This is a genomic window from Thermus sp. FJN-A (genome assembly GCF_054655095.1).
On record NZ_BAAHSC010000167.1, the window covers coordinates 70,870 to 94,082 of the forward strand.

Genomic DNA, 23,213 nt, shown 5'->3' on the forward strand with positions numbered 1-23,213 from the left:
TGGCCCCAGGGTAGGCCTTGTCCTTTCCTTCACAAGACGGAGGGGTTTACCGGTCCGCGTCGGAGGGCGTCCTAAGACGAATGTCCCCGGCCCGGGGCGGTCTTTGGGGCCTTCGCCAGGGCGGGGTACTCAGGCCAGGCCCTGTTCCCGGGCCCAGCGCACCAGGTCGGGGGTTTCCATGAGGCCCAGCTTGTTCAGGGCCCGCCCTTTGTAGGTGGAGGCGGTTTTTACGGAAATCCCCAGGCGCTCCGCCACCTGGGAGAGGGTGTACCCCTGGGCCAACAGGACCACCACCGCCCGCTCCCTTTCGGAGAGGACCTCGGGTCCTGGCTCCCCTTGCCCCTCCAAAAGGGCCTCGGTCAGGCTGGGGTGGAGGTAGCGGAGGCCCCGCCCCAGACGCTCCAAGGCCTCCAGAAGGTCCTGGTCCAGGGCGTGCTTGGGCAGGTACCCCTTGGCTCCCAAGGCGAAGGCCCGGGCCACGTAGGCGGGCTCGTCGTGCATGGAGACCACCAGCACCTTGGCCCTCTTCGCCAACTGGGGCAGGGCCTCGAGGCCCCCCATGCCCGGAAGGTTCAGGTCCAGGAGGACCAGGTCGGCTTCCCAAGGGGCCTTTAGGGCCTCCTCCGCCCGGGCGAACTCGGCCACCACCTGGTGGCCGCCCTCCTCCAGGAGGAGCCTGAGGCCCTTGCGCACCAGGTGGTGGTCCTCCACCAGCGCTACCCTCATAAGGGCACCCCGAACTCCACCCGGGTGCCTTCCCCGGGGGCCGAGCGCAGGTGGAGGCTTCCGCCCAGGCCCTCTATGCGCTCCTGCATGCCCAGGAGGCCCACGGAAACCGGGGTCCTTTCCGGGTCAAAGCCTACCCCGTCGTCCTCCACCGCCCCGAAGAGGCGGTCCTCCTCCACCCAGAGGGCTACCCGGACCCGCCGGGCCTTGGCGTGGCGGAGGACGTTGGTGAGGGCCTCCTGCAGCACGCGGAAGAGGGCCACCTCCTTTTCCTTGGGAAGGGGAGGCACTTGGAGGTCCGCCTCCACTCGCAGGCCACTTTTTTGGTACTCTTCCAGATAGCGCCTGAGGGCGGCCTCGAGGCCTAGGTTGTCCAGAAGGGGAAGGCGCAGCTCCCGGGAGAGGCGGCGCACCTCCTCCAAGGCCTCGGCCACCTGGTTCCGGGCCTCGGGGAGCTTTTCCGGGTGTTTCTCCGCCACCTTGAGGGTGAGGAGGGCGGCGGTGAGGAGGCTTCCCACCCCGTCATGAAGCTCCCGGCCCACTCGGCGGCGTTCCTCCTCCTGGGCGCGGAGGAGCCGGGCCGCCTGGCCCAGGCCCGCCCGCTTCAGGGCGAGGAGCAAGAGGGGGGCCAGGGCCTCGGGGGGCGTGGCTCCCTCCTCGAGGCTCAGGACCAGGACGGCCAAGGGCCTCCTCCCTGGCTCGCCCACGGGGAGGGCCAAGAAGGTGTCCGCCCGCACCGGGCTTCCTTGGGCCACGGCCTCCTCGGCCAGCCGCCGCGAACGGACCACCAGGCTACAGGTGGTGCGGCAGGCCTGCATCTGGAAGAGGCGAAGCCCCTCCCCCACCCAGTAGGCCTCCCCGCAGCGGATGTAGCCCTCTTCCTCCAGGAGGCGGAGGGCCTTGCGCATCACCTCCTCCCGGGTTTTGGCTTCCGCCAGGGCCAAGGCCAGACGGGTGCAGTCCATCCCTTCCCAGGTTAGCCCCCGGGGGGAGGGAAGGGTGTCCCTAGAGGCCGAAGTAGGCCCGGGCCGCCGCCACGTCCTCTGCGATCTGGGCCCTTAGGGCCTCGAGGGAGGGAAAGCGCCTCTCCTCCCGGAGGCGCTTGAGGAAGCGCACCCGCACCTCCTCCCCGTAAAGCTCCCCGGCGAAGCCGAGGAGGTGCACCTCCAAGCGCCTTTCCTCCCCCCCCAGGGTGGGCCGCGTCCCCACGTTGGCCACCCCCTTGTAGCGGCCAAAGGCTCCTTCCGCCTCCACGGCGTAGACCCCGGGGGGAAGGACCTTCAAGGGATGAACGGCCAGGTTGGCGGTGGGAAAGCCAAGACGCCTTCCCATCCGGTCCCCCTCCACCACCACCCCGTAGGCCCCGTAGGGCCGGCCCAGGAGGTGGCGGGCCTCCTCCACCTTCCCCTCCTTGAGGAGGTCGCGGATGCGGCTACTCTTCACCGCCTCTCCCCCGAGGCTCAGGAGGGAGACGACCCGGGTGGGGGCCACCTTTTCCAGGGCCTCCGGGCCCCCCGCCCGGCCCCGGCCGAAGCGGAAGTCCTCCCCCACGTAGATGCGGCTCGCCTGAAGGGCCCTTAGGTCCTCCAGGAAGGCCTCGGGGGGTCTTCTGGCGAACTCCTCGTTGAAGGGCACCGCCAGGATCAGCTCCACGCCTATCCCCCTTAGGGCCTCCACCTTCTCCTGGAGGTCCATGAGGAACCCTTCCCCCCGGGTGAAGACCTTGGTGGGCGGGTCAAAGGTGTAGACCAGGAGGGGCTCCTTTAGGGCCTTGGCCTCGGCCAGGGCCTGGTGGAGGAGGTGCTGATGGCCAAGGTGGACCCCGTCAAAGGAGCCCACGGCCACCACCTTGGGGCCCTTGGGGACGTCAGCGACCTCGGAGAAAAGCATGGTGGTAAAGGACCCCCACGATCCCGGTGGCGGAAAACTCCACCTCGCCCCTTTGGTGCATGGCCAGGGCCCTTTCTGGCTCCAGCCAGACCACCTCTATGGCCTCGTCCTCGTCGGGGGTGGCCTCCACCTCCTTGAGGTTCTCCGCCAAAAAGACGTGGGTCTTCTCGTCGGTGAAGCCGGGGGAGACGTAGTAGCTGAAGAGGTAGGTGAGGTCTCCCGCAAGGCCAGTCTCCTCCGCGAGCTCCCGCCTTGCCGCCTCCAAGGGGTCCTCCCCGGGCTCTATGAGCCCCGCGGGGATCTCCAAGGGGGCGAGGCCCACGGCGGGGCGCATCTGGCGCACGAAGAGCATCTTCCCGTCTTTCAGGGCGATCACGGCCACCGCCGGCTTGTGCTCCACGATCTCGTAACGGCCTTGAAGGGCCAGGTTCAGGATGCGGCCCCGGTAGAGGTAGGTGCGCTCCACCCCCTTATGTTAAGGCCCCGGGGGCACCCTGCCCCCGGGGCGTTCGCGCCTTTTACTGGAGAGCGTTCAGGGTGGCCAGGAGGACCTGGCGGGTGTAGGTGGGGTTGTGGACCCCCTTGGAGCCGTCGTTTTGGATCAAGAGGTAGTTCCAGCTGGCCCGGACGATGGGGTCCTTGGTGGCGAAGACGGGCTGGCCCTTCTCGTCCCGGATGTCTCCGAGCTGGCTGTAGAGGACGGTGCCGTCCGTGAGGGTCATCTTGAAGGCGATCTGCCCGGCGATGGAGAGGATGTCCACCCGGTAGACCGGGGCCTTGACCGGGGTGTTGGGGGTGAACTGGCCGTTTTCCGGGTTGTAAGCCCGCACCGTCTTGATCCGGTCCCGCACCGCCAGCACCCGGGCGTTCACCTTGGTCCGCACCAGGGCGAGGAGGTGTTCGGTGTTCTCCTGGACCATCTCCTGGGTGTACTTGGCCCCGTGGCAGGAGGCGCAGAGGTTTTCTGGAGCCTTAAAGGTGTGGCTGCTGTACTCGCCGGTCCCCGCCAGGCTCATGTGGCAGGTGGAGCAGGCGTTCCCAGTGAAGAAGGCGTGGGGGTTAGGCCACTCCCGGGTGTCGTCCACGAAGAAGGCGTTCTTGCCCAGGATCACGTCCCCCTGGCTCGAGGCGTGGGGGTAGGTGTAGCGCCCGGGGTCCTCGGCGTTCCAGGTGATGCGGCCGTTGCGGGAGTTGTGGCAGGCGATGCACAAGGCGGCGTTCCCCACGGCGATGGCCTTGAAGCCGGAGGGAAGCATGGGGGTGTCTTGGGCCAGGCGCAGGTCGCCGTCCTCGTCGTGGCAGGTGTTGCAGGTGATGGGCTTCACCTGGGCTTGGGTGAGGCCGAGGCCCTTCAGGTAGTCCACCGTGGCCGGCTTGCCATCGGGTCCCACGATGTTCCCCGGGTTCCCCTTCTTAAGCTGATCCAGCCAGGCCAAGAAGCCCTGCTCGCTGTGGCAGCGGGCACAGTGGGCGGCGGCCTCGCCCCTGGCCTCCACCGTGGCCACGGCAAGGGTCTTTGCCCCCATGACCCCGTTGTTGTGGGCGCTTTGCTCCCACTCCTTCTGGATGGCCTCCTTGCTGGAGAAAGCCACCATAAGGCCCAGGGCCAGGAGGGCGAGTAGAGCTTTTTTCATAAGCGCCACCTCCTTACGGGGATAGCTCACACCCCTGCCATGACTTAAGTCAAGGGTAATATGTCCCGCAGGGGGGAGCCCCACCCCCGGGGAGGCGGGATGGCCCCTGCTCCGGGTTGAGCGGGGGAGGTTGGAGCCGTTTTCGCCAGGTCTCCCGGTATACTGGCGGCGTGTACGGGGTGCTGGTGTGGCCGCCCGAGGACCTGAGGCGGTTCATGGAGGAACTTCAGGCCCGCCACGGGGTCAAGGGGTTCGGCCCGCCCCACCTGAACCTCCGCCAGCCCTTTGACTGGCCCTACGAGGAGGAGGCCTTGAAGATCGCCCTGGAAGGCATCCTGCGGGGCCATCCTCCCTTTCGCCTTCGCCTGGGGGGCTGGGGCTTCTTTCCCCAGGGGGTGGTCTACCTCCGGGCCTCCGGGGGCGGGGCCTTCCGGCGCCTCTACCACGCCCTGGAGCCCTTGGCCCCGCCCCTGAAGGAGATCGAAGGGCCCAGCTACGTGCCCCACATCACCCTGGCCCTGGGGCTATCCGAGGAGGAGGCAAGGAGGCTGGCGCAGGAGCTTCCCGCTCCCCAAAGGCGCTCCTTCGTGGTGAGGGAAGTGGCCTTGGTGCGGGATGAAGACGAGGGCCACCTCCAGGAGGTGGCCCGTTTCCCCCTCGGTGTGGGGCGGGGTCTTGGCTAGTCCAGGAAGTCCCTGAGCTTCCGGGTGCGGGACTCGTGGTACTTGAGCTTCCTCAGGGCCTTGTTCTCAATCTGGCGGATGCGCTCCCGGGTAACCCCGAAGTAGGCCCCCACCTCCTCGAGGGTGTGCTCCCGCCCGTCAATCAGCCCCTTGCGGAGTTTCAGCACCATGGCCTCGCGTTCGGAGAGCTTGGAAAGGGCCTTTTCCAGCTCCTCCGCCAGGAGGCTCTGGGCGGCGGCGTCCACGGGGGAGGGAAGGTTCTCGTCGGGGATGAAGTCCCCGTAGAAGCTGTCCTTTTCGTCCCCGATGGGGGTTTCCAGGGAAACCGGTTCCTGGGCGATCTTGAGGGTTTCCTCCACCCGCTTGGCGTCCCAGCCCGGCCCCATGGCCTCGGCGATCTCCTCGTAGGTGGGCTCGCGGCCCAGCTCCTGCTGGAGCTGCCTGGCGGTGCGGGAGAGCTTGTTGATGGTCTCCACCATGTGCACCGGGATGCGGATGGTCCGGGCCTGGTCGGCGATGGCCCGGTTGATGGCCTGGCGGATCCACCAGGTGGCGTAGGTGGAGAACTTGAAGCGGCGCTTGTACTCGAACTTCTCCACCGCCCGGATGAGGCCCTGGTTACCCTCCTGTATTAAATCCAGGAAAGATAGGCCGCGGCCCGTGTACTTCTTGGCGATGGAGACCACGAGCCTGAGGTTGGCCTCGATGAGGTGCTGCCTGGCCGCCTCCCCCTCGCGGGCGATGTGCAGGTAGCGCTTGAGCTCCTTGGGGAGGCTCTTGAGCTTCCCGTCCACCTCCTCCACCGTCTTGGGGTCTAGCTTCTCCTTGAGACCGGGGATCTGGGCGATGCGGGCCGTGCCCAGGATCTTGGCCCGCACCACCTCCCGGATGAGGTCCTGGTCCATGCCCGTGGCCTCGGAGAGCCTCTTGATGGCCTCCATCCCCTCCTCCACCTTCCGGGCCAGCTCAATCTCCTCCTCCAGGGTGAGGAGGGGTACCTGGCCGATCTCGTGCAGGTACTGGCGCACGGGGTCGGAGGTGGAGACCTTGGGGATGAGAAGCTCTTCCTCCTCCTCAAAGAGTTCCTCGCCCTCGGGCTCGGGAAGGAGGAGGTCTTCGGCCTCCAGGTCCAGGGGCTCGTCCAGGGCCCCCAGGTCGGGGTCGGCCTCCAGGAGCTCGGGGTCCGGCTCGGGAAGGTCCGCGAGCTCCCCAGGAAGGGCCTCCGCCTCCGGCGCCGGGGGAAGCCCTTCCTCCCTTCCTGCGGCCTCGTGAACATAGCCCTCGGGCTGACCCAAGCCCCGGACATCCGGGGCGCCACCCATCTCCGTCACCGCGGTCTTGGTCTTCTTCATCTTGGCCTTCTTCAACGCCGACCTCCCTCGCGCTGGCTTAGCCTTGCCCCTTCCGCGAAGAGCACCTTGTACTCCTTCACCAAAAGGGTCCGGAAAGCGCCGAAGCGCTCCGCCAAGAGGGGCTCGTACTTGAGAAAGGGATTTGCCACCAGGAAAAACCCACCGCCCGGCTTCAGCCGGGCTGCCGCCGCTTCCACGAAGGCCTGGGCCACATCCAGGATGACCGCACCCCCCACGTGGAAGGGGGGGTTCGTCACTATGATGTCAAACCGCTCCTCTTCCGTCAAGGCCTCATCCACATCGGAGTGCAAAACCCTGGCCTCTAGCCCGTTTTCCCGCAGGCTCCGCTTGAGGGAAAGGACGGAGACCAGGTCGTCCTCCACCGCGGTCACCTGGGCCTCGAGGCGGGCCAGGGGAAGGGTGAGGGCCCCGTAGCCGGCCCCCAGGTCCAACACGGCCTTGCCCCGCACCCCCTCCCGCCCCACCTCTCCCAGAAGGGCCTCCAGGAGGAGGCGGGAGGCGGGGTCCACCTTCCCCGCGGAGAAGACCCCGGGGAGGTGGTGGAAGGTGAAGGCCTCCCCCAAAAGGCGAACCGGGAAGCTCTGCCAGAGGGGAGGAAGGGGTGGGGCCTCCCGTTCCTTCTCCAGGAGGGCCACCCGCACCCCTCCTTCCCGCTTCACCACCTCCCCGTAGCCCAAGAGGGCCCTGGCTTCCTTGAAGTAGCGCTCGAAGCCCTTGTTCTTATCTCCGGCCAGGTAGACCCGGCCCCCCGGCCGGAGGGCCCGGGCGGCGGCCACCAGGCTGGCCTCCACGTAGCGGGTGCCCCGGCCCGCCGGGAGGGCCAGGACCACCAGGTGGTAGGCCCCTTCCTCCGCCTCCCAGGGCGGGGCCAGGCGGGCCTGGAGGCCGCTTGCCGTAAGGCAGCGGAAGGCGGCCCTCGAGGTCTCCAGCCTCTCCACCGCCATTTTGCCCTCCAGGGGTAGGCTGCCCCAGCCCACCCCAGGGTTCAGGTCCAGGGCCTTCTCGCCGAAGGGGGCCACGGTCTTTTGGAGCAGCTCGTAGGCGGGGTCCCGGTAGCCCCGGGCCCCCGGCTTGACGTAAAGCACCCCCCCGGGCCGGGGCAGGGGGGTGAGGCGGTGGTACTCCGCGAGGGTCAGGGCCACAACGCTCCAGGATAAGGGGCTTGGGGGGAGAGGGCAAATGTGATAGCATTCCTCTTCAAACCGCCCCCTGGGCGGAAAGGAGGCGAGCGTGGCCCTGGTGGTACAAAAGTACGGCGGCACCTCGGTGGGCGACCTGGAGCGCATCCACAAGGTGGCCCAGCGCATCGCCCACTACCGGGAGAAGGGGCACAAGCTTGCGGTGGTGGTGTCGGCCATGGGCCACACCACGGACGAGCTCATCGCCTTGGCCAGGCGGGTGAACCCGAGACCTCCCTTTCGGGAGCTGGACCTCCTCACCACCACGGGGGAGCAGGTCTCCGTGGCCCTCCTCTCCCTGCAGCTATGGGCCATGGGCATCCCGGCCCGGGGGTTCGTCCAGCACCAGATCGGCATCAAGACCGATGGGCGCTACGGGGATGCCCGCATCCTGGAGGTGGACCCAAGCCGCATCCAGGCGGCGTTGGACCAGGGCTTTGTGGCGGTGATCGCCGGGTTCATGGGCACCACCCCGGAGGGGGAGGTCACCACCTTAGGCCGGGGGGGCTCGGACACCACCGCGGTGGCCATCGCCGCCGCCCTCGGGGCCAAGGAGTGCGAGATCTACACGGACACCGAGGGGGTCTACACCACCGACCCCCACCTGATCCCGGAGGCGAGGAAGCTCCCCGCCATCGGATACGACCAGATGCTGGAGATGGCCGCCCTGGGGGCCAGGGTCCTCCACCCCCGGGCGGTCTACTACGCCAAGCGCTACGGAGTGGTGCTTCACGTGCGCTCTAGCTTCTCCTACAATCCCGGTACCCTGGTGAAGGAGGTCCCTATGGAGATGGGCAAGGCGGTTACGGGCGCGGCGTTGGACCTGGACCACGCCCAGATCGGGCTCATTGGCATTCCCGACCAGCCGGGCATCGCGGCCAAGGTCTTCCAGGCCCTGGCGGAAAGGGGCATCGCCGTGGACATGATCATCCAGGGCGTTCCCGGGCACGACCCCTCCCGGCAGCAGATGGCCTTTACGGTGAAGAAGGACTTCGCCCAGGAGGCCCTGGAGGCCCTGGAGCCCGTGCTTTCCGAGATCGGGGGCGAGGCCATCCTCCGCCCGGACATCGCCAAGGTGTCCATCGTGGGGGTGGGGCTGGCCTCGGCCCCCGAGATCCCGGCCAGGATGTTCCAGGCGGTGGCGGGCGTGGGGGCCAACATTGAGATGATCGCCACCAGCGAGGTGCGCATCTCGGTCATCATCCCCGCCCAGTACGCGGAGGCCGCCCTTAGGGCCGTGCACCAGGCCTTTGAGCTGGACAAGGCCTGATGGTCTACCCTTGGGCCCTCGAGGCCTGGCCCGAAGGTTAAAGCCCCCACCGCGCCCCGCGGTGGGGGTTCTGAGGCAGGTCTCTCAGATGAGGCCCAGGGCCTTCACCTGCTCCATCTCCTCCAGAAGCTCCTTTGCCGTGATCTCCATGCGCTTGCGGGCGAACTCGCTGATCTCCAGACCCTCCACGATCCGGTACGCCCCGTTCTTGGCCGTCACGGGGAAGGAGTAGACGATCCCCTCGGGGATGCCGTACTCCCCTTGGGAGGGCACGGCCATGGAGACCCAGTCCCCCTCCGGGGTGCCCAGGGCCCAGTCGCGGATGTGCTCTATGGCGGCGTTGGCGGCGCTGGCGGCGCTAGAGGCCCCCCGGGCCTGGATGATGGCGGCACCCCGCCCCGCCACGGTGGGGATGAACTCCTTCTCGTACCAGTCCATGTCCACGAGCTCCAGGGCAGGCCTGCCCTCCACCTCCGCGTGGAAGAGGTCAGGGAACATGGTGGAGGAGTGGTTGCCCCAGACCGCGATGCGGCGGATGCGGTCCACGCCCGTCCCGGTCTTCTTGGCGAGTTGGGCCTTGGCCCGGTTGTGGTCCAGGCGGGTCATGGCGGTGAAGTTCCTGGGGTTGAGCCCCTCCGCGTTCTTGTAGGCGATGAGGGCGTTGGTGTTGGCGGGGTTGCCCACCACCAGCACCTTGACCTCCTTCTTGGCCACCTCCGCCAGGGCCCGGCCCTGCTCGGTGAAGATCTTGCCGTTCATCTCCAGGAGGTCGCGGCGCTCCATGCCCGCCTTCCTGGGAGCGGCCCCCACCAGAAGGGCGTAATCCGCCTCCTTGAAGGCCACCCTGGGGTCGTCGCTGGCCACTACCCCGGCCAACAGGGGGAAGGCGCAGTCCTCCAGCTCCATGATGACCCCTTCCAGGGCTCTCAGGGCCTGGGGGATTTCCAAGAGCTGGAGGATCACGGGCTGGTCCTTGCCCAGCATCTCCCCCGCGGCGATGCGGAAGAGAAGGCTGTAGCCGATCTGGCCTGCGGCACCGGTAACCGCCACGCGAACGGGGCTTTTCATGGCTCTACCTCCCGTGGGCTTCCGCCCAGGGGCATTCTACCCCTAGAGGCTGCGGTAGGTGCGCCGCTCCGCCTCAATGGCCTGGTCTAGCTCCTGGATTTCCCGCAGGATCTCCAGGCTGGGGTTCTGGTGCAGGGCCTCCTTCAGCTTGGCCCGCCTCTCCAGGTAGTAGGCCTCCCGCAGGCGGGCCAGGGTCTTCCGCAGCACCTCCTGGAGCCGGGGCTCCTCCACCGTGGGCACCATCATCAGCTTCTCCAGGAAGATTCCCCCCGCCTCCTTGCGGCTTAAGACCTGGCGCAGGTAGTCCCGGCGGGGTTCCTTTTGGGCCAACTCCAGGAACTCCGCGAGGAAGGATCCCTCCGGGGGCCAGGCGTGGTCGGCCACGTACGCCACCCACTCCGGGAAGCGGGCTTGGTCCACGGAGAGGAGGAGGGCGATCACGTCCAGCTCCAAAAGGAGGGTGCGGTTCCGGGGATCGGCCTTGGGCAGGGGCGGGGGCGGGGGCTTGCCCCGTCTGCGGCTCAGGAGGTACTCCTCCAGCTGGCGCGGGCTTAGGCCCAGCCGCTCCACCACCAGGGCCTTCAGGCGCTCGGCCACGGGGTCAAAGGGCTCGGGGGAGAGCATCCGGGGGGTGAGGGCCTCGAGGACCTTGCGCTTGTGCTCGGGGCGGGAGAGGTCCAGGCCCTTGGTTGCCTCCTGGAAGCGGAAGGCCACCTCGGGGAGCGCCTCCTCCAGGGCCCTTTGGAAGAGGGCGGGGCCCTCGGGGTGGAGGAGGAGGTCCCCCGGGTCCTTGGTGGGGAGGCGCACCGCGTGGAAGAGGAACTGTCGGGCGAGCTTTAGGTCCAGGCTTTGCAAGGCGGCCTTCTGCCCCGCCTCGTCCGCGTCAAAGGCCAGGTAGACCTCCCGCACCTCCTGGGCCTTGAGGAGGCGGGCCTGCTCCTCGGAAAGCCCCGAGCCCAGGACGGCCACGGTCTCGGTGAAGCCCATCTGGTGCAGGGCGATGGCGTCAAAAAGCCCCTCCACCACGATGGCCCGCCCTTCCCGGAGCTTGGGCTTGGCCTCGGGGAAGGCGAAGAGCACCTCCCGCTTGCGGAAGAGGGGGGTTTCCGGGGAGTTCAGGTACTTGGGGTTCTCCTCCCCCAGAGCCCGCCCCGTGAAGGCCACGATCCGCCCCAGGTGGTCCTTGATGGGGAAGAGGATGCGGTGGCGGAAGCGGTCGTAGAAGCGCCCGTCCTTTTCCCCCAGCACCCCGGCCCTCACGCCCTCCTCCGGGCTCACCCCGTGGCGGCCCAGGTGGGCCAGGAGGCCGTCCGCCTTGGGGGGGGCGTAACCCAGGCCGAAGCGGGCCACGCTCTCCTCCGTAAGGCCCCGCTTCCGGAGGTAGGCCTGGGCCTCGGGGGAGGCCCTTAGGCCCTCGGCAAAGTAGGCCTGGGCCAGCTTGAGGACGTCCAGAAGCTCGCGGCGGTTCTGCGGGGCGCCCCTTTGGGTGATCTCCACCCCGGCTTCCTCCGCCAGGCGCTCTAGGGCGCCCAGGAAGTCCAGGCCCTCGATCCGCTCCACGAAGGCGAAGAGGTCGCCCCCCGCCTTGCAGCCGAAGCAGTGGAAGAGGCCCTTCTCCTCGTCCACGTAGAAGGAGGGGGTCTTCTCCTGGTGGAAGGGGCAGAGGCCCTTCCAGCGCCCCCGGCCCGCGGGCTTCAGCGCCACGTGGCGGGACACCACCTCCTTGAGGGAAAGGCGCTGCTTGATGACCTCTACCGCCTGGGCCGCGTCCACCCCACCACCCCCCGCCTACGCCAGAGTTCCCGTATCCACCTTCCCAGGATACCGTACCCCCGGAGGTCCTCCCCCGGCTCCTCCCCGGCCAAAACCCTGTGCCAGGCCCGGGTCAGGGGCACCGAGGGGGTGAAGACCAGGAGGTGTTCCACCCTTTCCCCCTCCTCCAGGAGGAGCTGGGCGCGCACCAGCCGCGCCACCTCCAGGTGGACGGCGAAGCCCGTGCGGTGGGTCTGGTAGAGGAGGTGCTGGGAGAGGGCCTTGGCCTTCTTGGGGGACCGGGGCCAGAGGTAGAGGGTGAGGGAGGTCAGGGCCAGGTGGTAGACGTAGGGGTTGGCGAGGCGGCGGGCCTCGCGCAGGGCTTCCTTGAGGAGGGGGGTGGGGTCCTGGCCCCGCTGCCACCGGTGGTGGGCCAGGGCCAGGACCGCCAGGCCCCTGCCGTCCTGGTGTTTTAGGGCCTTCTGGAAGAGGTCTTCCCGGAGGCGCCCCTTCAGGGTCCAGGCGCTGAGGAGGGCCGCGGCCAGCCAGGGGTGGGGGGCCTCCCGGTAGCGGGACTCCCCTTCCGCCAAGGCCCTTTCCAGCCGCCCGGTCTCCAGGAGGAGGCGCAGGCGGGTGGCCTGGAAGCGCACCCAGGCCTCGAGGTAGTCCCCCTCCAGGCCCTCGGGCTCCAGGGGCGGGAGGAGGGCCTCCGCCTCCCCGTACCGCCCCAGGTCCATGAGAAGCCCCGCCTTGAGGCTCTGGCCGTGGAGCTTCAGGGCGGGGGGCACCAGGGGGTGGGGTTCCTGGAGGAGGGAGAGGGCCAGCCGGGGCTGGAAGGCCCGCCACAGGGCCCCGGCTGCCCGGAGGCGGGCCTGGGCCTCGTCCAGGGGATAGGGCTTGAGGGCGGGGAGGAGGGGGAGGAGGGTTTGGGGGTCTTGGGTCTCCCGCAAGGCCTTGAGGGCCGGGTCCTGGGACCTGGGGCCGGAGGCCGCCTCCGGCTTCAGGCCCAAGGAGGCCTCGGCGTCCTGGAGTTCCTGGGCCAGGGCCGGGCGCCAGCCTTCTGGGGCGGCCTCGAGGGCTTCCTGGTAGAGGGGGATGGCCTCCTCCGGGTGCCCCGCCCGCCAGGCCCCCTGGGCCAGGACGCGCAGGACGGAGGCCGCCTCCTGGCCCTGGCCGGCCTGCTTCAGGTGGCGGGCCATGGCCAAGGGCCGCTTGGCCTCCCGGTAGAACTCGGCGGCCTCCAGGTGCCAGGCCTGGGCCCGGGGCCCGGGGACCAGGGCCCGGGCGGCCAGCACCACCTCGGGCAGGGGCTTCCCCTGGACCAAAAGCCCCTCCTCCTCCAGGCGCTCCCGCGAGAAGGTGCCCACCAGGCGCAAGAGGAGCTCGTCTGGGGCCTCCTCCAGGACCCCGAGGGCCAAAAGGGCCTGGCGTTCCGCCAAGGGAAGGGCGTCCAGGGCGGGCTGCAGGGCCAGGAGGGGAGGCGCTTTCGGGCCCTTCACCTCCACCAGGGGCGGGAAGAGGGGGCGGCGGCTTTCCGCCAGGACCAGGAGGTGGGGGAAGGGGTGCTGGAGGAGGCGGGCCAGGGTGGCATCGGGGGCGTGGAGGTCCTTGAGCACCAGGAGGAGGGGCTTTTTGAGCCCCAGGAGCACCCGTTTCCAGGCCTCGAGGATGGCCTCCGCCAGGGCCTCTCGCCCCCAGGGGGGCCGGGCCTCGAGGCCCAGGCTGTAGCGCCAGGCCAGGGCCAGCTCCGGGGGCAGGTTCCCCAGGGCCAGGAGGTCCTCCGCCTGGCCGAAGACCCGCTCCACCGCCTGGCGGAGGGTGGAGCGGAGGGGGGTTTCGGGGCCCATCCGCTCCAGGACCACCGCGGGGAAGGGGGGAGCTTCCAGGAACTTCTCCAGGAGGAGGCTTTTGCCGCTTCCCGGTGGGCCCACCAGGTTCAGGCGGGCGGGCGGGCGCGAGAAGGCCTTCCGCAGGGCCAGGAGGAGGGCCTCCCCTTCGGGGCCTAGGTCCATTTCCACGGCCTCTACCCGGAAGGCCTCCACCCTTCCCAGGCCCTTGGCCTCCTTAGCCCCCAGGCCTTCCGCCCGCACCCCGGGGGCCAGGGCCAGGGTCTGGGGCTCGGTGAGCACCTGGCCGGGGGCGGCCAGCTTGGAGAGCCTTTCGGCCAGCGCTACCGGGGGGCCTACCGCGGTGGGCTCCCCCGCCTGGCCATCCCCCAAAGGGGCCCAGAGCACCTCCCCGCTGGCCACCCCCGCGCGGGCGGGAAGCGGGGAGGTCTTTACCATCTCCAAGGCCGCCTGCAGGGCCCGCCAGGGCTCCTTGCCCCGGGCCCTGGGGGCCCCGAAGAGGGCCAGGATCCCGTCCCCCAGGAACCGGTGGACGAACCCCCCCTTGGCCCGGGCCACCCGGGCGGCCCCCTCCAGGGCCTCCTGCAGGCGGTGGTAGGCGGTGTGGAGGCCCTGGCGGAAGCCCTGGGTGGAGTCCACCAGGTCAAAGAAGACCACGCTCACCAGCCGCCGCTCCTGGGAGAGAAGCACCCCCAAAGCCCGGCCGCAGGCCATGCAGAACCGGGCCTCGGGGGGGTTCTTCTGCCCGCACTCGCAGCGCATCTCACTCCCGGAAGAGCATGAGGGGCGGCCAGAGGAGCACCTGGACCGCTTCCGGCAAGGGGTCTTCCGCGTGCACCACCACCTTCACGGGGCCCTCCAGGAGGTAGAACCCCTCCCCCAGGGGGACCGCCCGCCCCCCCAGGCGGTAGGCGGGGCCTTCCCGCTCCAGGAAGGGCTCCCCCAAGTGGGGCCTAGCCTCCCGCACCACCCCGTGGAGGAGGACCCGCTGCCACCCCGTGGGGGCCGGGGGGGCTCCCCGGTCAAAGGCGTAGACCAGGTGGCCCTCGGCCAGCACCTCCAAGAGGGGGCTTCCCCAGGGCTCCGGGAAGAGGTAGGCGGTGAGGGCATGGGCCTGGAAGCGGGCGAAGAAGCTCTCCGGGCTTTCCTCCAGGGCGGGGCCCTTAGGGCTCATGCGAGGAGTCTAATGCACCGGGCCCCGGGGGAGGGAGAGGGCCAGGTTGGCGGCCAGCATGAGGGCCGCCTTCTTGTCCAGGTACTGGTTGCCGTTGCCGCACTTAGGGGAGAGGACGCACCGGGGACAGCCCTCCTCGCAGGGGCAGCGCCTGAGGAGTTCCAGGGCGGCCCGGACCCACTCCGGGAAGCGCCGGGCCGCCGCCCGGGCGTAGCCGACCCCCCCGGGGTAGCCGTCGTAGATGAAGACCGTGGGGCCCTGCCCCGAGGGCAGAGGACGGGGGTAGAAGGGGTAGGAGAGGCCCCCGATGTCCTGCCGTTCCGCCAGGACGAAGAGGGGCAGGAGGCCGATCAGGGCGTGCTCCAGGGCGTGGATGCCCCCCGGGATCTGGTGGGGGGGCACCACCTCGGGGGGGTGGAACCAGAGGGCCTCCGTGGGGAAGGAGATCTCGGGGAGTTCCAGGGGCGCTTCCTCCAGGACGCTCCCCGTGAAGAAGCGCTTCTTCACGTAGGCCACCACCCTTTCCCGGAGCACCACCCGGCCCACCCAGACCCCGTGGCCCACGGGCTCCCCCTCCACCACCTCCAGGTGGGTCTCCGCCCGGGGTTCGGTGTAATAGTCCTCCAGGGCGGGCAGGAGCCAGACCTCTCGCTTTCGGGGGTCAATGTTCCGCACCAGGTAGCTCTCCCCCCCGTGCAGGTACACCGCCCCGGGGTGGGCTTCCCAGTAGGCCTGGCGTTCGTCCAAGTGGCCCAGGACCTCCCCCTCCGGGCCCCTCAGGGTGAAGGTGGCCCCTAGGCCCCTTAGGGTGAGGTGCCGGTGGGGGTGGCGCCTCGGGGTGTAGTACCGCCCCCCCTTTTCCTTAAGCTCCGCCAGGGCCTCGAGGCAGAGCACCTCCTCCCGGGAGAGGGGCATTTCCCAGGCGGCGGCGTGCAGGTGGAGGGGGCAGAGCACGGGGTTCTTGGGGTCGGCCACCGCCTCCTCCGGGGGGCTTTGCAGGAGGAGCTCGGGGCGGTGGAGGAAGTACTCGTCCAGGGGGTCTTCCCGGGGGATGTAGACCACCAGGGCCCGCCGCTCCCCCCGCCCTGCCCTCCCCGCCCGCTGCCAGAAGGCGGAGACCGAGCCCGGGTAGCCCACCAGGACCACCGCGTCCAGCTCCCCGATGTCCACCCCGAGCTCCAGGGCGCTGGTGCTGACCAGGACCCGCACCTCCCCCCGCTTCAGGGCCTCCTCCAGGCGCCGCCGCTCCTTGGCCGTGTACCCCGCCCGGTAGGGGCGCACCGCCGGGTGGGCGGCGTAGCGGGCGATGAGCTCCGCGCTCTTCCGGGCGTTGGTGAAGACGAGGCCCCTTAGGCCCCCCTCCGCCAGGGCCCGGGCCAGGTAGGCGGCCTCGAGGAGGGGGCTTCGCCGCCTCTCCCCCTTTGCGTCCAGGGGCTTGGGGAGGAGGACCAGGAGTTCCCTTTCCGAGCGGGCCACCTCCTCCTCGAGCGCCACGAAGGGGAGGCCGGTGAGGTTCTCCGCGTGGGCCTTGGCGTTTCCGATGGTGGCGCTCGCCGCGATCACCTGGGGGTGGGCCCCGTAGTGGCGGGCCAGGCGGAGGAGGCGGAAGAGGACCAGGGCCACGTGGGTGCCAAACACCCCCCGGTAGGCGTGCACCTCGTCCAGGACCAGGTAGCGGAGGCGGGAAAGGAAATGGGCCCAGTCCCCGTGCCGGGGCAGGAGGCCATAGTGGAGCATGTCGGGGTTGGAGAGGAGGACGAGCCCCTCCTCCCGGGCCCTGCGCCGCAAGGGGCCCGCCGTGTCCCCGTCGTAGGGGTACACCCCCTTCACCCCCAGGGCCTCGGCCATGGCCTTCAGGCGCCGCAGCTGGTCGTGGGCCAGGGCCTTGGTGGGGAAGAGGAGGAGGCTTGTGGCCCCCTCCAGGGCGGCATGCAGCACCGGGGCCTGGAAGACCAGGCTCTTCCCGGCGGCGGTGGAGTAGGCCATGACCAGGTTCTGGCCCGCCTCCACCGCCAGGAGGGCCTCCTTCTGGTGGGCGAAGGGGGTGAGGCCCAAGGCCCGAAGCACCCCGGCGAAGGCCCCTTCGTAGGCCACGCCCCGGGGGGGCTTGGCGGGCAGGGTCCGGGCGAAGACCAGGCGGCCCCGGAACTCGGGGTCGGCCTCCAGCCACTCCCGGTAGCTTTCCCACCCCCTTAGGGCCTCGGGCAGCACGCTTCCATTATGCCCCCTGGAGCTCTTTCACCCAGACCTCGTGGATGACGGGGTGGCCGTGGTAGGGGGCCCAGAAGGGGCTGGCCTTCTTGGCGTAGAGGCGAAAACCAAGGCTCCGGTATAGCCTTCTGGCGGCGGCGTTGGCCCGGGTGGTGGAAAGCTGCACCCCCTTTACCCCCTTGGCCTTAAGGCAGTCCAGGAAGGCGGCGAGGAGGGCCTTCCCCAACCCCTTCCCTTGGGCCTCGGGGCTCACCGCGATGTGCAGGTGGGCGGGGAAGGCCCTTCGCGGGGCCTTGGGGCCGGGGTAGCGGAGGAGGCGGAGGAGGTAGCGGAGGTGGGGCCAAAGGGGCCCATACCGCCCCAAAAGGAGCCTGAGAAGGAGGCAGGGGAGGCGGGGGAGGAGGTCTAGGGCCAGGGCGAGCCCGGAGCAGGCCCCCAGCACGTACCCCAGGACCACCCCTTCCTCCTCGGCCACCAGGCCGCAACAGCCCCGGCGCAGGTAGGGGGCCACGAAGAGCTCGCCCCAGAGCTCCCGGCTGGGGAAAACCCCTCCCCCTTCCCGGCCCAGGAGGAGGGTTTCGTGGGAGAGCTTGGCGATGGCGGGAAGGTCTTCCTCCCGGGCGGGGCGGACCTGGACCACGAACCCAGTCTACCTTTCCCGGGTATAGAATGCCCCCGTGCGCCGTCTTCGGCCCTGGCAGTGGCTTCTCCTCCTCCTCGTCCTCTACCTGGCCTTGGCGGAGGCCTTGCGCCTTTGGCTGGGGCTCCTCTGGGCGGAGCGCCTGGGCCTCATCCTGGCGGCCCTGGGGGTCTGGGCCTTCATCAACGGGCGGTTCCTCTTCGCCTACTACCACGCCTTCGTGACCTCGGTGCGGGTGCGGAGGCTCCCCTTGGCCCGGGAGCCCTCGGGGGAGCACCTCCTGGTGCTCGCCCCCCACCCCGACGACGAGGTGCTGGCCGCGGGCGGGCTCATGCGCCGCACCCTGGCGCGGGGAGGGCGGGTGAGCGTGGTCTACCTGACCTCGGGGGACGCCTTTGATCTGGCCGCGGGCACCCCCCTGCCCGGCAGGGAGGCCATGCGCCGCCTGGCCCTTAGGCGCATGGTGGAGGCCTGGCGGGGCCTCGAGGCCCTGGGGCTTCCCCGGGAGAGCGCCCACTTCCTGGGGTTCCCCGACCAGGGGCTCTTTCAGCTCTTCACCACCCACTACTACCTCCCCTACGAGAGCCCCTACACGGGGCTCAGGGCGGTGGCCTACCCGGGGTGCTACCGGGTGGGGCTTCCCTACACGGGGAAGGCCCTGGAGGCCACCCTGGTGGAGCTCTTCCAGGCCCTGAAGCCCGACCGCATCCTCCTCCCGAGCCCCCTGGACGCCCACCGGGACCACCAGGCCGCGGGCTACTTCGGCATGCAGGCGGCGGCCGCCTTGGGGATGGAGGGGCGGCTGGAGTACTACATGGTCCACGGGGGGTACCAGTACCCCTTGCCTAAGGGGCTCCACCCCCGCCTGCCCCTCTACCCCCCTCCCCGGGGAAGGGGCCTTCCCTGGCGGCGGTTCCCCCTCACGGAGGAGGAGGTGCGCCTCAAGGAGAAGGCCATCCGGGCCCACCGGAGCCAGATGCGGCTCCTCGCCCGCTTCCTCCTCGCCTTCGTGCGCCAGAACGAGCTCTTTAGCCCCCTGCCCATCCCCGCCCAAGGGGAGCTAGCCCCGGAGGAGGAGGGGTGGCCCCTCCCGGTCCCCGCCGAGGGGCGGGAGGTCCTCTAGGCTATTCAGACCGAAGACCTCCAGGAAGCGCGCCGTGGTGCCGTAGAGCTTGGGGCGGCCGGGGGCCTCCTTCTCCCCCACCACCCGGATGAGCCCCCGCTCCAGGAGGCTTTCCAGGACGCCTTCCACGCTCCTTCCCCGCATGGCCTCGAGCTCCGCCCGCGTGATGGGCTGGTGGTAGGCGATGAGGGCCAGCACCTCCAGGGCCGCCTTGGAGAGGCGGGGCGGGGAGGGCCTGAGCACCTTCTCCACGGCCTCCAGGACCCCTTCGTGCACCAGAAGCCGCCACCCCCCCGCCACCTGCTCCAGGGCCACCCCCAGGTGGCCTTCCCGAAGCTCCGCCTCCAGGGCCCCTAGGGCCCGGAGCAGGGTCTTCTCGGGGTAGCCCAGGGCCTTGAACTCCTTGAGGCCCACGGGCCTTCCCGCGGCGAAGAGGACGGCGAGGAGCTTGGCCTTGAGGTCAGGCATCCTGGAGGTAGGGCAGGAGGGCTTCCTTGGGGATGGCCCCTTCCCGAAGCACCTGGTTCGTGCGCAGGTCCACCACGCTGGAGGCGAGGCCCAAGGCCTCTCCGGGGAAGACGTAGTCCACGGGGAAGGTGCGGGCCTCGGCCTCGGTGCGCACGGGGGGTTCGCCGCTTCGGTTGAGGCTGGTGGCCGCCGCGTACCCCCCCACGCGGCGGAGGAGTTCCCGGAGGAGCTCGTGGGCGGGCATCCGGAGGCCCACGGAGCCGTCCTTGCTGATCCAGGGGGGGATGCCCCGGCCCGGCACCACCACCGTGAGGCCCCCGGGCCAGAAGGCCTCGGCCAGGCGCAGGAACTTGGCCTTTAGGGCCCCGAGGTCGGCGAGCCTCAGGGCGCTTTCCAGGTCCGCCACCAGGACCTGCAGGGGCTTTTCCTCCCCCCGTCCCTTGAGGGCGTAGATGCGCTTGCAGGCGGCCTCGTCCTCCATGCGCGCCAAGACCCCCCAGACCGTGTCCGTGGGGAAGGCCAAAAGACCCCCTTGGCGCAGGACCTCCGCCCCTTCGGTGAGCTCCCTCTGGTATACTTCTGCCATGCCAGTCTACCAGTATAAGGCCCGGGACCGGCAGGGCCGCCTGGTGGAGGCCACCATAGAGGCCGAGGACCTGCGCACCGCCGCCAGGCTCCTCCGGGACCGCGGGCTCTTCGTGGCCGAGATCAAGGAGCCGGGGAGGGGCCTGCAAAGGGAGGTGCGGCTCCCCGTTTTGGAGCGGGGGCCCGGCCTGAAGGACCTCGCCATCTTCTCCCGGCAGCTCGCCACCATGCTGGGGGCGGGGCTCACCCTCTTGCAGTCCCTGGCCATCCTGGAACGCCAGACGGAGAACAAGAAGTTCCGGGAGATCATCAAGCAGGTGCGCACCGACATAGAGGGCGGCATGGCCTTCTCCGAGGCCCTGGGCAAACACAAGCTCTTCTCCCGCCTCTACGTGAACCTGGTGCGGGCCGGGGAGACCTCGGGGGGGCTGGACGTGATCCTGGACCGCCTGGCGGCCTTCCTGGAGAAGGAGCTGGAGCTAAGGGGCAAGATCCGAAGCGCCATGACCTACCCCGTCATCGTCTTCGTCTTCGCCGTGGGCGTGGCCTACTTCCTCCTCACCGGCATCGTGCCCCAGTTCGCCCAGATCCTCACCGATCTGGGCTCGGAGCTCCCCCTCCTCACCCGCTTCCTCATCGCCGTTTCCAACTTCCTGCGGGCGGCCACCTTGCCCCTCCTTCTCCTGGCGGTGGCCCTCTTCTTCGCCTACCGCTGGTACTACGGCACCCCCCAGGGCCGGAAGGTGGTGGACCGCATCAAGCTCCGCGTGCCCGTCTTCGGCAACCTGAACCGCAAGACCGCCGTGGCCCGCTTTTCCCGCACCCTGGCCCTCCTCCTCACCAGCGGGGTGAACATCGTGGAGTCCCTGGACATCACCAAGGGGACGGCGGGCAACAGCGTGGTGGAGGAGATCGTGGAGGCCGCCAAGCTCAGAATCCAGCAGGGCGACCCCTTGAACCTCACCCTGGCCCAGCACCCCTTCGTCTTCCCCCCCATGGTGAGCTCCATGGTGGCCATCGGCGAGGAGACGGGGGCTTTGGATACGATGCTTTCCAAGGTGGCCGACTTCTACGAGCGGGAGGTGGACGAGGCGGTGGCAAGCCTCACCGCGGCCATCGAGCCCCTCATGATCATCTTCCTGGGCGTGATCGTGGGCATGATCGTGGCGGGGATGTTCCTGCCCCTCTTCAAGATCATCGGGACCCTCTCCGCGCAATAAGGGTTTCCGCCACCTCCGGGGGGACCGGCATCACGCTAAGCCGGTTCCCCCGCCTCACCAGAGGGTGGTCCGGGGGGAAGAGCCCCTTGAGCTCGGCGAGGGGGATGAGGGGCCACTTGGCCACGAAGGCCACCTCCACCGTGTGCCAGCGGGGCCTCTCCCGGGTGGCCTTGGGGTCAAAGTAGGGGCTTTCCGGGTCAAACTGGGTGGGGTCGGGGACGAGGGCCTGCACCACCCGGCAAAGCCCCGCGATCCCCGGGGGGGTGGCGCTGGAGTGGTAGAAGAAGCAGAGGTCGCCGGGTTTCATCCGCATCAGGTAGTTCCGGGCCTGGTAGTTCCGCACCCCGTCCCAGATGGCCTTGCCGTCCCGCTCTAGGTCCTCAATGCTGTACACCTGGGGTTCCGACTTTAGGAGCCAGTAGGCCATGGGGGAAGTCTAAAGCCCCCTTTAGCCCCGGCAAAGCCCCCTTTAGGGGGGAGGGGTTACGCTTGGGGAGTGCGTGGCCTAGCCCTGCTCCTGCCCCTTCTCGCCGCCTGTTCCCTGACCCTCGAGGTGGTCTACCCGGGCCACCGGATCAGCCGCCTGGAGACCCAGCCCACCTACTGCGCTTCCGGCAACACGCGGGTGGACTACCGCTTTTACCTGGAAGGAAGGGTGGACCGCTTGGAGTTCTACTGGGTCCCCGAGGGGAAAGCCCCTTGGGAGGCAGAGCCGCAGGAGCGTTCGGCCCTAGGGGGACCCATCTACGGGGGCCACGTCCGGGGTTTCGTGGAGGTTACCCCGGATGGGAGCATCCAGGCGGTCTCCTTGGTTTCCCCCCAAGGTGCCTCCCTTCCCCAGGGTATTAGGGTGGAGCCCGCCCTGCCCGACCGCAGGCTCTGGCTTCGGGGGTTCACCGGGGGGCTTGCGGGGCCATACGTGGCCGCGGCCAACCCCGTGCGCGCGGACGCCTCCTCCTTTTGCGACCCCGCCTGGTAGCCTGGAGGCATGGGGGTGGCACGGGCACCGCTTTTGGCCGAGCTCAAGCGCCTCTTGGGGCCGAGGGCCCTCCTGGCCCGCCCGGAGAAGGAGGTCTACCGCTACGACGCCATCCTGGTGGGGCCCGAACCCCTGGCCGTGGTCCTCCCCGAGACCCGCGAGGAGGTCCAGGCCTTGGTGCGCCTGGCCCGGGCGTACGGCCCCCCCCTGGTGCCCCGGGGGGCGGGGAGCGGCCTAAGCGGGGGCTCGGTGCCCCAGGAGGGGGCCATCGTGGTGGCCTTTACCCGCATGGCCCGCCTCGAGGTGGACCCCCACGCCCGCACCGCCTGGGCCGAGCCCGGGGTGACCACGGCCAGGATCTCCGAGGCGGCCAGGCCCTTCGGCCTCTTCTACCCCCCGGACCCCGCCTCCTACCGCACCAGCACCTTAGGGGGGAACCTGGGGGAGAACGCGGGGGGGCCCCTCTGCTTCAAGTACGGGGTCACGGGGGATTACGTCTTGGAGCTGGAGTTCGTGGACGCCTGGGGCGAGGTCCACCGCCTGGACCGCAGGGCCTACGACCTGGCCGGGCTCCTCATCGGCTCCGAGGGCACCCTTGGCCTCCTCACCGGGGCCAGGCTCAAGCTCCTGCCCCTCCCCCGCCACCGGGCCACCCTGATGGCCGCCTTTCCCGGGGTGGGACCCTTGGCGGAGGCCGTCTCCCGGGCCATCGCCCTGGGCGCGGTGCCCGCCAGGCTGGAGTTTTTGGACCCCGCTTGCGTGGACGCGGTGGAGGACTACCTGGGCATGGGCCTTCCCCGCGGGCATGCCCTCCTCCTGGCGGAGACGGACGGGGACGACCCAGAGGAAGTCCAGGAGGAGCTGGCCCTTTTGGAGGAGACGGCGAGGGCCTTTGGGGCCCAGGTCCGGCGGGCGCGGGATGCGGACGAGGCCGAGGCCCTCTGGCGGGCCAGGCGGGCGGTGAGCCCTGCTTTGGGCCGCATCCGCCCCAAGCGGGTGAACGAGGACATCGCCGTGCCCCGCTCGGCCCTGCCCCAGGTGGTGGGGGAGGTGGCCCGCCTGGGGGAGGCCTACGGCCTCATCGTGGTGCAGTTCGGCCACATCGGGGACGGGAACCTGCACCCCAACATCCTCTTTGACCCCAGACGGGAAAGCGAGGAAAGGGTCTGGGAGCTCGCCCACGAGATCGCCCGGGTGGCCCTGAGGCACGGGGGGGTGCTCTCCGGGGAGCACGGCATCGGCCTGATGAAGCGAGACTTCATGCTGGAGGCGGTGGACCCCGAGACCCTGGGGGTCCTTCACCGGGTCAAGGAGGCCCTGGACCCCTGGGGCCTTTTGAACCCGGGCAAGGTGCTCCCTTAAGCTTCCCTCCGCAAAGCTGATGGGATAGGC

General features: G+C 69.8%; 22 protein-coding genes. 6 read left to right on the plus strand and 16 right to left on the minus strand.

Features of this window, described 5'->3' with window-relative positions; genetic code table 11:
• Positions 1-129 precede the first annotated feature (129 nt).
• Genes ACYQ0J_RS03365 through ACYQ0J_RS03385 form a run of 5 tightly spaced genes read right to left on the minus strand, consistent with a single transcriptional unit; the run spans position 130 to position 4,250 of the window.
• Positions 130-726, minus strand: a complete 597-nt coding sequence (locus ACYQ0J_RS03365; RefSeq protein ID WP_460170762.1) for a response regulator — start codon at positions 724-726, stop codon at positions 130-132.
• Positions 723-1,691 (minus strand): sensor histidine kinase, encoded by a 969-nt coding sequence (locus ACYQ0J_RS03370; RefSeq protein WP_460170763.1) that lies wholly within the window; start codon positions 1,689-1,691, stop codon positions 723-725. Before ACYQ0J_RS03370 ends, ACYQ0J_RS03365 begins: the two co-directional genes overlap by 4 nt.
• Positions 1,692-1,731: 40 nt before the next feature.
• On the minus strand, positions 1,732-2,616 hold the full coding sequence (ribF, locus tag ACYQ0J_RS03375; protein ID WP_460170764.1) for a riboflavin biosynthesis protein RibF: 885 nt from the start codon (positions 2,614-2,616) through the stop codon (positions 1,732-1,734).
• Positions 2,594-3,082: an NUDIX hydrolase gene (locus ACYQ0J_RS03380; protein ID WP_460170765.1), complete on the minus strand. Its 489-nt coding sequence runs from the start codon at positions 3,080-3,082 to the stop codon at positions 2,594-2,596. Before ACYQ0J_RS03380 ends, ribF begins: the two co-directional genes overlap by 23 nt.
• Positions 3,083-3,134: 52 nt before the next feature.
• On the minus strand, positions 3,135-4,250 hold the full coding sequence (locus tag ACYQ0J_RS03385) for a hypothetical protein (protein WP_460170766.1): 1,116 nt from the start codon (positions 4,248-4,250) through the stop codon (positions 3,135-3,137).
• 170 nt (positions 4,251-4,420) lie between these two features.
• On the opposite strand from ACYQ0J_RS03385, the gene ACYQ0J_RS03390 reads away from it, so the two are divergent.
• Positions 4,421-4,933, plus strand: coding sequence for a 2'-5' RNA ligase family protein (locus ACYQ0J_RS03390; RefSeq protein ID WP_460170767.1), 513 nt, complete (start codon positions 4,421-4,423; stop codon positions 4,931-4,933).
• Here ACYQ0J_RS03390 and rpoD read toward each other — a convergent pair.
• A complete protein-coding gene (gene rpoD, locus ACYQ0J_RS03395) occupies positions 4,930-6,285 on the minus strand; it encodes an RNA polymerase sigma factor RpoD (protein ID WP_460170768.1) in 1,356 nt (451 codons plus the stop codon). The genes ACYQ0J_RS03390 and rpoD overlap by 4 nt on opposite strands.
• An 11-nt stretch (positions 6,286-6,296) precedes the next feature.
• Positions 6,297-7,448: a methyltransferase gene (locus ACYQ0J_RS03400; protein WP_460170769.1), complete on the minus strand. Its 1,152-nt coding sequence runs from the start codon at positions 7,446-7,448 to the stop codon at positions 6,297-6,299.
• Between the two features lie 88 nt (positions 7,449-7,536).
• Between ACYQ0J_RS03400 and ACYQ0J_RS03405 the strand changes: the two genes are divergently transcribed.
• Positions 7,537-8,754 (plus strand): aspartate kinase, encoded by a 1,218-nt coding sequence (locus tag ACYQ0J_RS03405; RefSeq protein WP_460170770.1) that lies wholly within the window; start codon positions 7,537-7,539, stop codon positions 8,752-8,754.
• An 84-nt stretch (positions 8,755-8,838) separates the two neighbouring features.
• On the opposite strand, the gene ACYQ0J_RS03410 is transcribed toward ACYQ0J_RS03405, so the two are convergent.
• Genes ACYQ0J_RS03410 through ACYQ0J_RS03435 form a run of 6 tightly spaced genes read right to left on the minus strand, consistent with a single transcriptional unit; the run spans position 8,839 to position 17,446 of the window.
• Positions 8,839-9,822 (minus strand): malate dehydrogenase, encoded by a 984-nt coding sequence (locus tag ACYQ0J_RS03410; protein ID WP_460170771.1) that lies wholly within the window; start codon positions 9,820-9,822, stop codon positions 8,839-8,841.
• A 42-nt stretch (positions 9,823-9,864) separates the two neighbouring features.
• Positions 9,865-11,595 (minus strand): DNA primase, encoded by a 1,731-nt coding sequence (gene dnaG, locus ACYQ0J_RS03415; protein ID WP_460170772.1) that lies wholly within the window; start codon positions 11,593-11,595, stop codon positions 9,865-9,867.
• Complete coding sequence (locus tag ACYQ0J_RS03420; RefSeq protein WP_460170773.1) at positions 11,574-14,183, minus strand: AAA family ATPase; 2,610 nt, start codon at positions 14,181-14,183, stop codon at positions 11,574-11,576. The genes dnaG and ACYQ0J_RS03420 overlap by 22 nt, the downstream gene beginning before the upstream one ends.
• A 1-nt stretch (position 14,184) precedes the next feature.
• The gene (locus ACYQ0J_RS03425; protein ID WP_460170774.1) at positions 14,185-14,595 is read right to left on the minus strand and encodes a hypothetical protein; all 411 of its coding nucleotides are present in this window, start codon (positions 14,593-14,595) and stop codon (positions 14,185-14,187) included.
• A gap of 9 nt (positions 14,596-14,604) precedes the next feature.
• Positions 14,605-16,806 (minus strand): DEAD/DEAH box helicase, encoded by a 2,202-nt coding sequence (locus tag ACYQ0J_RS03430; RefSeq protein WP_460170775.1) that lies wholly within the window; start codon positions 16,804-16,806, stop codon positions 14,605-14,607.
• 7 nt (positions 16,807-16,813) lie between these two features.
• Positions 16,814-17,446, minus strand: coding sequence for an N-acetyltransferase family protein (locus tag ACYQ0J_RS03435; RefSeq protein WP_460170776.1), 633 nt, complete (start codon positions 17,444-17,446; stop codon positions 16,814-16,816).
• A gap of 37 nt (positions 17,447-17,483) precedes the next feature.
• Between ACYQ0J_RS03435 and ACYQ0J_RS03440 the strand changes: the two genes are divergently transcribed.
• A complete protein-coding gene (locus ACYQ0J_RS03440) occupies positions 17,484-18,569 on the plus strand; it encodes a PIG-L deacetylase family protein (RefSeq protein WP_460170777.1) in 1,086 nt (361 codons plus the stop codon).
• Here ACYQ0J_RS03440 and scpB read toward each other — a convergent pair.
• Together scpB and ACYQ0J_RS03450 are read right to left on the minus strand one after the other, a co-directional pair.
• Positions 18,507-19,037, minus strand: coding sequence for an SMC-Scp complex subunit ScpB (scpB, locus tag ACYQ0J_RS03445; protein ID WP_460170778.1), 531 nt, complete (start codon positions 19,035-19,037; stop codon positions 18,507-18,509). The genes ACYQ0J_RS03440 and scpB overlap by 63 nt on opposite strands.
• Positions 19,030-19,623 carry an L-threonylcarbamoyladenylate synthase gene (locus tag ACYQ0J_RS03450; protein WP_460170779.1) on the minus strand — a complete coding sequence of 198 codons (594 nt, stop codon included), beginning with the start codon at positions 19,621-19,623 and terminating at the stop codon, positions 19,030-19,032. Before ACYQ0J_RS03450 ends, scpB begins: the two co-directional genes overlap by 8 nt.
• On the opposite strand from ACYQ0J_RS03450, the gene pilC reads away from it, so the two are divergent.
• Positions 19,622-20,842, plus strand: coding sequence for a type IV pilus assembly protein PilC (pilC, locus tag ACYQ0J_RS03455; RefSeq protein WP_460170780.1), 1,221 nt, complete (start codon positions 19,622-19,624; stop codon positions 20,840-20,842). The genes ACYQ0J_RS03450 and pilC overlap by 2 nt on opposite strands.
• On the opposite strand, the gene ACYQ0J_RS03460 is transcribed toward pilC, so the two are convergent.
• The gene (locus ACYQ0J_RS03460; RefSeq protein WP_460170781.1) at positions 20,817-21,269 is read right to left on the minus strand and encodes an EVE domain-containing protein; all 453 of its coding nucleotides are present in this window, start codon (positions 21,267-21,269) and stop codon (positions 20,817-20,819) included. The two genes, pilC and ACYQ0J_RS03460, sit on opposite strands and share 26 nt — an antisense overlap.
• Positions 21,270-21,338: 69 nt before the next feature.
• Here ACYQ0J_RS03460 and ACYQ0J_RS03465 point away from each other — a divergent pair, with 69 nt between their 5' ends.
• Positions 21,339-21,821, plus strand: coding sequence for a hypothetical protein (locus tag ACYQ0J_RS03465; protein ID WP_460170782.1), 483 nt, complete (start codon positions 21,339-21,341; stop codon positions 21,819-21,821).
• Between the two features lie 9 nt (positions 21,822-21,830).
• Complete coding sequence (locus ACYQ0J_RS03470; protein ID WP_460170783.1) at positions 21,831-23,183, plus strand: FAD-binding oxidoreductase; 1,353 nt, start codon at positions 21,831-21,833, stop codon at positions 23,181-23,183.
• Positions 23,184-23,213 lie beyond the last annotated feature (30 nt).

Excerpts from the sequence above, each read along its gene's own strand:
- ACYQ0J_RS03365 (WP_460170762.1), bottom strand. The coding sequence starts at position 726 with ATGAGGGTAGCGCTGGTGGAGGACCACCACCTGGTGCGCAAGGGCCTC.
- ACYQ0J_RS03370 (WP_460170763.1), bottom strand. The coding sequence starts at position 1,691 with ATGGACTGCACCCGTCTGGCCTTGGCCCTGGCGGAAGCCAAAACCCGG.
- ribF (WP_460170764.1), bottom strand. The coding sequence starts at position 2,616 with ATGCTTTTCTCCGAGGTCGCTGACGTCCCCAAGGGCCCCAAGGTGGTG.
- ACYQ0J_RS03385 (WP_460170766.1), bottom strand. The coding sequence starts at position 4,250 with ATGAAAAAAGCTCTACTCGCCCTCCTGGCCCTGGGCCTTATGGTGGCT.
- rpoD (WP_460170768.1), bottom strand. The coding sequence starts at position 6,285 with ATGAAGAAGACCAAGACCGCGGTGACGGAGATGGGTGGCGCCCCGGAT.
- ACYQ0J_RS03410 (WP_460170771.1), bottom strand. The coding sequence starts at position 9,822 with ATGAAAAGCCCCGTTCGCGTGGCGGTTACCGGTGCCGCAGGCCAGATC.
- ACYQ0J_RS03420 (WP_460170773.1), bottom strand. The coding sequence starts at position 14,183 with ATGCGCTGCGAGTGCGGGCAGAAGAACCCCCCCGAGGCCCGGTTCTGC.
- ACYQ0J_RS03425 (WP_460170774.1), bottom strand. The coding sequence starts at position 14,595 with ATGAGCCCTAAGGGCCCCGCCCTGGAGGAAAGCCCGGAGAGCTTCTTC.
- scpB (WP_460170778.1), bottom strand. The coding sequence starts at position 19,037 with ATGCCTGACCTCAAGGCCAAGCTCCTCGCCGTCCTCTTCGCCGCGGGA.
- pilC (WP_460170780.1), top strand. The coding sequence starts at position 19,622 with ATGCCAGTCTACCAGTATAAGGCCCGGGACCGGCAGGGCCGCCTGGTG.
- ACYQ0J_RS03450 (WP_460170779.1), bottom strand. The coding sequence starts at position 19,623 with ATGGCAGAAGTATACCAGAGGGAGCTCACCGAAGGGGCGGAGGTCCTG.
- ACYQ0J_RS03460 (WP_460170781.1), bottom strand. The coding sequence starts at position 21,269 with ATGGCCTACTGGCTCCTAAAGTCGGAACCCCAGGTGTACAGCATTGAG.
- ACYQ0J_RS03470 (WP_460170783.1), top strand. The coding sequence starts at position 21,831 with ATGGGGGTGGCACGGGCACCGCTTTTGGCCGAGCTCAAGCGCCTCTTG.